Here is a 9571-nt window from a genome sequence, read left to right on the forward strand (position 1 = left end):
GCCATGCGCCTGAACAAGCTAAGTGGGGCATTTGTACGCAGTGCTGCCTACGAGCGACGTTTTTTAGTCAAAAATCCATGGGATTTGAGTATGGTGGTTTGGATACCCCTTGCGACCGTGTTATTGATTTGGTGGATTTTTTCACACATACAAATTACCGATTTGCCCATTGGCGTGATGGATAAAGATGGCGGCCCTGTTGCTAACACCGCTGTACGTTATTTAGAAGCCAATCCGAACCTAACCGTAAAGCAGCTTTATCATTCGCCAGCAGCGGTAGAAGCGGCGCTCTTACAACGTGATGTTTATGCGGTGGTCATTATTCCTGAAAATTTCTCACGCAATATTTCATCGAGTAAGCCTGCGCCTATCGTGCTACAAGTAAACGCACAATATGGCACGCACTCTGGCATTATCCAAACCAGCGTGCAGTCCGTAATTGGCACACTATCGGCGGGCGTTGAGATACAGCGCTTGGTAAAAAAAGGCATGGCACCATCGCAAGCAGCCATTGCTTACTCCCCTATTGGTATTCAGCGCATCAGTTTGTTTAATGCGGCAACGGATTATCAGCAGTTTTTAGCGTCAACGGTCATCCCGGCATTGCTTCATATTTTAGCTATGGTCATCGGAGCGACGACCATAGGACGTGAATTGCGTGATAAGAAAATCGGCTTTTGGTATGACTATATTAATAATGATAACCCTGACTTAACAAGCAGTCAAAATAGCAAAGCTATGACAGCTCTAACCTCTACTGAAGAGAATAAAACCTTTATTGAGGATAATAAGCCTAGAAGAGCCAGTGTTTTGGTTTTGCTATTTGGTTTATTGGGCAAGTACTTTTGGCCAATGTTGGCTTATAGCGTTTGGTCAGTTCTGGCGTTATGGCTCGCCACTTCTCAGCAAGCAATCGCTATTAGCTCCATCATCGCGACTTACCTCGGTCTTGTATTGCTGATGATGTTATCATTTTGGCTTGGTGCCATATTTACGTTAACCTCATTTTCATTACGGATGGGTTTATCGTCTACGGGTTTTATCTCAGCGCCTTCTTATGCGTTTGCTGGAGTGACATTTCCTTATATTGCCATTAGTGAAAATGCCCAGCATTGGTCAGATGCGCTGCCGCTTACTCATTATCTTAAGCTTCATATTGCGCAATTACAGATGCAGGCCCCTGTTGCCATCTCATTACCTATTGTCTATGGACTGACGCTCGCGACGATTGTCACTATGTTTATAGCCGCCTTATTGAGCAAGCGCGCGCTCGCACATCCTGAACGCTGGGGAGCACGCTAATGTCTATGACACCAAAAGAGCCTTTGTCACAAAAACAACCTGTATCAATAAAAAACCAGCCTTCTAACACCCCGTTAGATGTAAGAAACCATTCGCCGTCGCAAAGCTTTTTCAGCAGTTTTTTACAAACCATTAAAGATGTCTTTTCTGATAAAGGGGTGTTACTGCTGCTAATGATTGCGCCGATTATCTATGGCTTCTTTTATCCTTGGCCGTATTCAACGGAAGTGGTCAACCATGTGCCAGTCGGTATTGTCGATCAAGACAACAGTAATCTATCACAAACCATTGTCCGTTATGCCAGTGCCAGCCCGCAGCTAGATACCAAGCGCTTTCTTAATGAACAAGACGCTAAAGAAGCAATGTGGTCAGATGATATCGCCGGTTATATGATTATCCCAAGCGGATTTGAACAGCAAGTTTTGTCAGGGAAAGCGGCAAGCGTCAGCGTACTAGGTAATGGCGGTTATTTTCTGTTAAATAAAAACGTCCAAATGGGATTTTTGCAGGCAGTCAGCACCGTATCAGCAGGCGTTGAGATTAAAAAAAGCGTGGCGCAAGGGGCGTATGCTGCGACCGCAGCGGCAAACACCCAAGCGGTACCATTAAAAATTATACCTTTATACAATCAAACCGAAGGCTACGGTGCTTACGTGGTACCAGCGGTGTCTATTCTTATTTTGCAACAGACCCTTTTGATGTCGACAGCAATGTTAATTGGCACCTGGTATGAGCAACGTCGTCACGCTGCCAGTATTCGCGGCTGGTTAGGGCGTATTGCAGCGCTTAGTATGTTTAGCTTTATCATCGGCTGCTTCTATTATGGCTGGGCATTTGAGCTGCACCATTATCCGCGTGGACAGAATATGCTCGGAAGCTTGTTGTTTCTGCTGCTATTTTGTCCGACGGTAGCAACGCTTGGCTGCGTATTTGGACTTTGGTTCCGTCAGCGTGAGCGTAGCATGCAAATCTTGATTTTTAGCTCGCTACCGATGTTTTTTGTCAGTGGTTATCCATGGCCTGCCAATCAATTACCAGAATTTTTACAAATCATACGCTGGGTCATACCGACAACGCCTGGTATTAATACTTCTGTTCAGCTTAATCAGATGGGTGCAAGTGTGGCGCAAGTAGCGACTGGTTTTTATGCATTAGCAGGATTGTGGGCATTTTATTTTTTATTACTGCTACTTTTTCGCTGGCGTACCACACCGAGCAAAACTGCTTTTTAATTTAAAAAGACAATGACTAAATTAACAAGACCACTGCAACCTTTATTTTATTAAAATTCGTTTTATTAATAAGTGCCAAAAAAAAGCGCCTATTTATTGAGTAGGCGCTTTTTTATTTATCTGACTTTATTGTGTTTGGTTTAAAAAACGCGATTTAAACCATTTAGGGCTGCAACGCGATAGGCTTCGGCCATGGTTGGATAGTTAAAAGTCGTATTCACAAAATACTCGAGCGTGTTATTGCACTTCATCACCGCCTGACCAATGTGAATAATCTCTGATGCGTGGTTGCCATAGCAATGAATGCCTAGAATCTCAAGCGTCTCACGATGGAATAATATCTTTAAAACGCCTGAACGCTCACCAATGATTTGCGCCCGTGCCAGATGTTTAAAGAATGCCTGCCCCACTTCATAGGGGACTTTCTCATCGGTCAGCTCTTGCTCAGTCTTACCGATACAAGAAATCTCGGGGATGGTATAAATACCCGTTGGAACGCTTGATACTGGCTCGGCATCACTATCGCCAACCATAAAAGCCGCCGCACAGCGTCCTTGGTCATAGGCTGCTGAAGCCAACGATGGCCAGCCGATCACATCACCAGCGGCATAGATATTTTCGACGCCAGTACAATAGGTGTCATCCACTTTAAGCTGACCACGGCTATTGGCTTCAAGACCGATCGCTTCTAAGTTCAGCCCTTCTGTATTTCCTGAGCGCCCATTTGACCAAAGGATGGCATCGGATTTGATACGCTTACCGCTTTTTAGATGCAACACTACATAATCATCATGGGTTTCAAGATGATCGATCTCTTCATTACTGCGAATCAATACGCCAAACTGTCTAAAGTCATGAGCGATGGCATCACTAATTTCGCTGTCTAAATAATTGAGTAATTGGTTTTGGTTATTAATTAAGTCAACTTTATAGCCAAGGCCGGTAAAGATAGAGGCGTATTCACAACCAATAACGCCTGCTCCATAAATGATGATTTTTTTAACCACATAATCCATTTGTAGAATTTTATCCGAGTCAAACACACGCGGATGGTTAAAATCTAAAATGTCAGGACGATAAGGGCGGCTGCCAACGGTAATAATGGCTTTATTAAAGGTGACGGTTTCAAAGACACCGTCGTCCTTTTCGACGTTTAACGTATGCGCATCAATAAAGCTTGCCCAGCCGTGAATAACATCAATACGGTTGCGCTCATAAAAGCGGGTATGAGTGCTCACCTGATTACGTATTACTCGACGCGCATTGGCCAACACACGGTTTAATGGGACTTGCTGGTACTCCATCGCTGTCGTAAACATAGGGTCACGACGAAAACTAATCAGGTTAAACACTGACTGGCGCAATGCTTTACTTGGAATGGTACCAACATGAGTCGAGTTACCGCCAACCTGCTCGCGTGGATCAATTACCGCTACCTTTTTGCCAGCCTTTGTCAGCTTCATAGCTGCCGCTTCACCAGCAGGTCCTGCGCCTAAGATAACAGCGTCATACTCATAATTGTGCTTATCGCCTTTGATGCGCTGCGAGTCTTTGGTAAAAGGGGTTTTAATATCGATACGAATATCATCGAGTGGATTGACCAAGTCAGGATGATGCATGATATCTTCAGTGACTTGCTCATGAGTTTGCTCAATTTTCTCTTTTTTATTTTTATCCACTGTATGTTCGGGGTTTGTTGTACGGCCGCTCTCTTTATTAGACACCTCGGTATGAGTATCTTTACCAGTGTCATTGGTCGCGTCGCTTATCGGTTTGCTTCCCATCTTATCCTCTTTATTGATTTATGAATCTATGTGTTTTTTAGGCTATGAATGTCACCGTTATTTAGAAATTTAGACTCATAGCGCTAAAGTGTGCCTACCATACGTTGTGATAGGATATTTTACAATCACCGCTACAATTACCCTCTGACCTTAAGCCTAGCCGTAGCATGTTTAACTATCTATAACATGTTTAATAAGTATCTTTAATACTCATCGTCGTTATGCGTCAGTAAAACTAACCGATACGGCGTTTAAGACCAGTCATTTGCAAGATACGGGTAGCAATCTCTTCAACAGACATCTCAGAAACATCAAGGCTTGGAATGCCTTGTGAGATATAAATGCCTTGTATCGCCCGCTGTTCTTGCTGACATTGTTGGTAGCTTGAATAACGGCTGCCCGCTCGGCGCTCTTGCCGGATTTTTACTAAGCGATCGGTATCGATTAGTAAGCCAAATAGCTTGTGCTTATGCTCGCGTAAAGCCTTCGGCAATTGGTTGTCGTTTAAGTCTTCTTCGGTTAACGGATAGTTTGCTGCTCTAATACCAAATTGTAAGGCTAGATAAAGTGAGGTCGGCGTTTTCCCAGACCGCGAAACGCCGATAAGAATAATATCTGCCGCATGATAATGACGGGTGCGCGCCCCATCATCGTTATCTAAGGCAAAATGCACGGCATCAATCCGTTCCTTATAGGTTTCAGAGTCGACATTATCATGAGCATGGCCCGCATGCGCATCTGGTTCAACGCCTGTTTCTTCTGCTATCCGGCCAATTAGACCTTCATACATATCCAAATTACAGCTATGCGCCGAGTTGATTTTTTCCCGAATATCAGGGCTGACAATCGTATCGAACACCAATGGCAGCAAACCATCGCGCTGATAGGCCACATTGATTTGTTCAACGGCTTCTTCGGCACGCTCTAGGCTATCAACATAAGGCAACACTCGAGTTTCAAAAGGCACAGAGGAAAATTGACTTAAAATAGCGCGTCCAAGGGTTTCTGCAGTAATCGCGGTGCCATCGGAGATAAAAAATGCCGTTCTGATATTTTGATCGTTATCTACTTGCAATGCTTGTCTGTTTTGAATAGTCGGATTGGCTGATTCGATCGAATGGTTTGCAAACATAACGTCAACACCTTAGTTAAAACCTCAATAGTCGCTTTTGCTTAGCGCTGAGAACTCTTTAATAAATTGTTATTTATGACCTATATTATACGCACAATACCCCTCCAATAGAAATCAATGTTACAGGCGTACACTTAGAAACCTTTATAACTTAAAGCCATTCCTTAGGAGTCTTTATACATGATCAACGTTTGTATAAAGAAAGGTTTATACAATGAAAATTTTTCTAAACACCGTCAATTTATCCGTTTTTATTATATCCTGATAAGCAAATACGATAACATTTCTTATTTAATACATCGTAATCACCAAAACTTATATCTTTTTCACGAATTATTTAATTCTAGGTATCGAAATTATCCAAATATAGGGGTATAATCGACCGTTATAATCTTTACTAAATAACCTTATTTTCTGGAGTTATCATGGCAGCGCAATCTACAGCACTTGTAATCAATCTTGATCAGCTAGGAAAAGACGACATTGAGATGGTTGGCGGCAAGAATGCCTCGCTTGGCGAGATGATCAGCCATTTATCTGATTTGGGTGTCAGCGTTCCAGGTGGCTTTGCGACCACTTCAAATGCCTTCAATCGTTTTTTGACAGAAACAGGCTTACTTGACAAAATTAACAGCGAGCTTAAAACACTTGATGTTAACGATGTGAACAAACTTGCTGAAACAGGCAAAAAAATCCGTTCGTGGATTATTGAGCAAGAGTTGCCAAGCGATCTTGAAGCAGATGTGCGCCAATCATTTGAAACTATGAGTGGCGGCGAAGACATCGCGGTTGCGGTACGTTCTTCTGCAACTGCGGAAGATTTGCCAGATGCGTCATTTGCCGGTCAGCAAGAAACGTTCTTGAACATTCGCGGCATTGATAACGTCCTAATTGCGATTAAAGAAGTATTTGCCTCTTTATATAATGACCGCGCGATTTCTTACCGTGTGCACAAAGGTTTCGAGCACGAAGGTGTTGCCTTATCTGCTGCTGTTCAGCGCATGGTTCGTTCGGAAACTGGCGCTGCCGGTGTTATGTTTACTCTAGATACCGAAAGTGGCTTTGATCAAGTGGTCTTCATCACTTCAAGCTATGGCTTAGGCGAGATGGTCGTTCAAGGTGCGGTAAACCCTGACGAGTTTTATATCTCTAAAAGATTGCTTGAAAATGGTAAACCTGCGGTCATTCGCCGTAATCTAGGCAGCAAGCATAAGAAAATGATTTATGGTGATGAAGGTAGTACTAAGAAATCTGTTAAAACCGTCGATGTCGAAAAGCAAGACCGCATGCAGTTTTCTTTATCGACTGAAGAGCTAAACTCACTTGCCAAACAAGCCATGACTATTGAAAAGCATTACGGTCAAGCGATGGACATCGAGTGGGCAAAAGACGGCGACAGCGGTGAAATCTTTATCGTCCAAGCACGTCCAGAGACTGTTAAGAGCCGCCAAGACAGCAATGTCATGGAGCGTTATATCATCAATACTGCCGACGCGAAAATCCTATGCGAAGGTCGTTCAATCGGTCAACGTATTGGCGCTGGTAAAGTCCGAATCGTGAGCAATCTAAATGAGATGGACAAAGTAGAAGATGGCGATGTGTTGGTATCAGACATGACGGATCCGGATTGGGAACCAGTCATGAAGCGCGCCTCTGCTATCATCACCAACCGTGGTGGTCGCACGTGTCACGCAGCTATTATCGCTCGTGAGCTTGGTGTTCCAGCAATCGTTGGTTGTGGTAATGCCACGGAGCTATTGGTTGATGGTCAAGACGTCACTGTTTCTTGTGCTGAAGGTGATACTGGCTTTATTTATGAAGGTCAGATTGATTTTGACGTTCAAACCAACTCTGTTGAATCTATGCCAGAGCTTGCATTTAAAGTGATGATGAACGTTGGTAACCCAGATCGCGCTTTCTCATTTACCCAAATGCCAAACGAAGGTATTGGTCTTGCCCGTTTAGAGTTCATCATCAACCGTATGATTGGTGTGCATCCAAAAGCATTGCTCAACATGAACAGCTTGCCGCGTGAAATTGCTCAAGCTATCAATGAGCGTATCGCGGGTTATGCCTCACCTGTTGACTTTTATGTTGATAAATTGGTTGAAGGTATCTCAACGCTAGCTGTCGCCTTTATGGATCAGCCAGTTATCGTTCGTATGTCTGATTTTAAATCAAACGAATACGCCAACCTATTAGGCGGTAAGCTATACGAGCCATCAGAAGAAAACCCAATGCTTGGTTTCCGTGGTGCTAGCCGCTATGTTTCTGACAACTTCCGTGATTGCTTTGAGCTTGAGTGTAAAGCGCTAAAACGCGTGCGTGACGAGATGGGCTTGACCAACGTTGAGATTATGATTCCATTTGTCCGTACCGTTGCCGAAGCAGCTGAGGTCATCGAATTACTGGCGAAAAATGGCCTAAAACGTGGTGAAAATGGTCTTCGCGTCATCATGATGTGTGAGCTACCAACCAATGCCTTACTAGCAGAAGAGTTCCTAGAGCACTTCGATGGTTTCTCAATCGGTTCAAACGATTTGACTCAGCTTACCCTAGGTCTTGACCGCGACTCAGGAATCGTCTCCCATCTATTTGATGAGCGTGACCCTGCGGTTAAGAAGCTATTGTCTATGGCAATTGAAGCTTGCCGCAAAGCAGATAAATATATCGGTATTTGTGGTCAAGGTCCATCAGACCATCCAGATCTTGCTTTTTGGCTCATGGAACAAGGTATCAGCTCAGTGTCATTAAATCCTGACTCAGTGTTAGATACGTGGTTCTTCTTAGCGGGTGAAGAAACAAAATAAGCCGTTACGTTACGTCACAGCGTTGATTCACATAGTCATTTAAGATACAACCATTAGGGTCTATTTGATTTTTTCAAATAGACCCTAATATAATGTATTACTGAAAGTAATTTTAAAAAATGACTTAACAAAGTAGCTTGAAAACGTGATTTAAAAACAGTTTAAAAGTAACACTTTAAAAAGAAACAGTTTAAAAACAGCGGCTTAAGTTATGACTAACTATGTAGGCAATTATGCAGATTTTCCTTGCTCGAAATAACGTTCAAGCTGGTCCATATACGTTGGATCAGCTCAATATTATGCTCGCCTCTGGTGAAGTGGTATTAGATGATTTGATGTGGCATGAAGGCTTAGATCAGTGGCAGCGTGTTGGTAACTTAACCAATAATCAAACCTACTACCGTCCTGCGCCCATAACGTCAGCAGATACTAATGATTCTATTATTAATAACGTGACGGTATTCCCAGAAGATTCTGTTAGTCACACGGGTCAAGATAACAAATCTGTATCGTTAGATAGATTGTATGGTAAACCTGAGCGTCCAGCAGAAAATGCTAAAAACACCAAGTTGGACATGACTACCAACCGTCAATACACCCCCAGTAAAAATGTGTCATTGAAAAAATCTAGCGCTACCAAAAATATTTCAAACAAAGATAAAGTAGTCGGTGATGTGGTGCTGGCGCCGATCATGTCGCGAGTATTGGCGACAGCGCTCAATGGTTTGCTTTATGTATTAGCGATTTTTCCGCTGGTTATGGCTTTAACTAAGATGGATGTGGATTATACCAAGTTTCAAAACATCCAAAATATGGACGCTGCGTATCAGTACTCAATGACACTGATGGAAAGCATTCCTAGTAGCATCTTGATGGTGTCACAAGTCATGGTATTTGGTTTGTTTGCGCTACAGTTAGTGTTTATTACCTTGCGTGGACAATCGCTTGGTAAGCTAATTACTGGTATTCGCGTCGTTGATCAAGCAACCCATCGCTTGCCTTCTTTTACTAAACTTATCGGCATGCGCACTTTATTATTATTTATTATTTATAACTTGTTATTTTCCTTTACCAGTTTTTTAGGTTTTGTGGTCATTGCGGTGCATTATTATATGGCATCAAAAAGTCCTGAAAATATTGGTTGGCATGACAAACTTGCTAAAACCTTGGTGGTAAAAGCCGATAATAGCCAATTGGTCAAACAACCAAAAGTGAAATCATGAATTTATAAGTTTATTATAAAAACGATGGTTATAAATATCACAAATTTATATGAAAAAGTGGCGTTTATTGAACTGAACCCCATAAGTT

6 protein-coding genes are annotated in these 9571 nt (G+C 42.8%); 4 read left to right on the forward strand and 2 right to left on the reverse strand.

The features are described 5' to 3' along the window. The first annotated feature begins 3 nt into the window (after nt 1-3). Both B4K26_RS11805 and B4K26_RS11810 read left to right on the forward strand, forming a co-directional pair. Nucleotides 4-1302 (forward strand): ABC transporter permease, encoded by a 1299-nt coding sequence (locus B4K26_RS11805; protein ID WP_296245713.1) that lies wholly within the window; start codon nt 4-6, stop codon nt 1300-1302. Further along, a complete protein-coding gene (locus B4K26_RS11810; RefSeq protein WP_296245715.1) occupies nt 1302-2534 on the forward strand; it encodes an ABC transporter permease in 1233 nt (410 codons plus the stop codon). The genes B4K26_RS11805 and B4K26_RS11810 overlap by 1 nt, the downstream gene beginning before the upstream one ends. Before the next feature lie 140 nt (nt 2535-2674). On the opposite strand, the gene sthA is transcribed toward B4K26_RS11810, so the two are convergent. After that, entirely contained in the window at nt 2675-4318 is a 1644-nt protein-coding gene (gene sthA / locus B4K26_RS11815) for a Si-specific NAD(P)(+) transhydrogenase (protein WP_296245716.1), read from the reverse strand. A gap of 235 nt (nt 4319-4553) precedes the next feature. Beyond that, nucleotides 4554-5450 carry a posphoenolpyruvate synthetase regulatory kinase/phosphorylase PpsR gene (gene ppsR, locus B4K26_RS11820; RefSeq protein ID WP_296245718.1) on the reverse strand — a complete coding sequence of 299 codons (897 nt, stop codon included), beginning with the start codon at nt 5448-5450 and terminating at the stop codon, nt 4554-4556. A 425-nt stretch (nt 5451-5875) separates the two neighbouring features. Here ppsR and ppsA point away from each other — a divergent pair, with 425 nt between their 5' ends. Continuing rightward, a complete protein-coding gene (ppsA, locus tag B4K26_RS11825; protein ID WP_296245719.1) occupies nt 5876-8260 on the forward strand; it encodes a phosphoenolpyruvate synthase in 2385 nt (794 codons plus the stop codon). Between the two features lie 233 nt (nt 8261-8493). Next, entirely contained in the window at nt 8494-9483 is a 990-nt protein-coding gene (locus B4K26_RS11830) for an RDD family protein (RefSeq protein ID WP_296245720.1), read from the forward strand. Nucleotides 9484-9571: the final 88 nt, after the last annotated feature.

Origin of the sequence: Psychrobacter sp. UBA6766, from assembly GCF_002453355.1 — a bacterium.
GTDB lineage: Bacteria > Pseudomonadota > Gammaproteobacteria > Pseudomonadales > Moraxellaceae > Psychrobacter.

What these genes read in the sequence shown, in the direction of transcription:
- B4K26_RS11830 (WP_296245720.1), top strand. Translation starts at nt 8,494, where the DNA reads ATGCAGATTTTCCTTGCTCGAAATAACGTTCAAGCTGGTCCATATACG.
- B4K26_RS11805 (WP_296245713.1), top strand. Translation starts at nt 4, where the DNA reads ATGCGCCTGAACAAGCTAAGTGGGGCATTTGTACGCAGTGCTGCCTAC.
- B4K26_RS11810 (WP_296245715.1), top strand. Translation starts at nt 1,302, where the DNA reads ATGTCTATGACACCAAAAGAGCCTTTGTCACAAAAACAACCTGTATCA.
- ppsR (WP_296245718.1), bottom strand. Translation starts at nt 5,450, where the DNA reads ATGTTTGCAAACCATTCGATCGAATCAGCCAATCCGACTATTCAAAAC.
- sthA (WP_296245716.1), bottom strand. Translation starts at nt 4,318, where the DNA reads ATGGGAAGCAAACCGATAAGCGACGCGACCAATGACACTGGTAAAGAT.
- ppsA (WP_296245719.1), top strand. Translation starts at nt 5,876, where the DNA reads ATGGCAGCGCAATCTACAGCACTTGTAATCAATCTTGATCAGCTAGGA.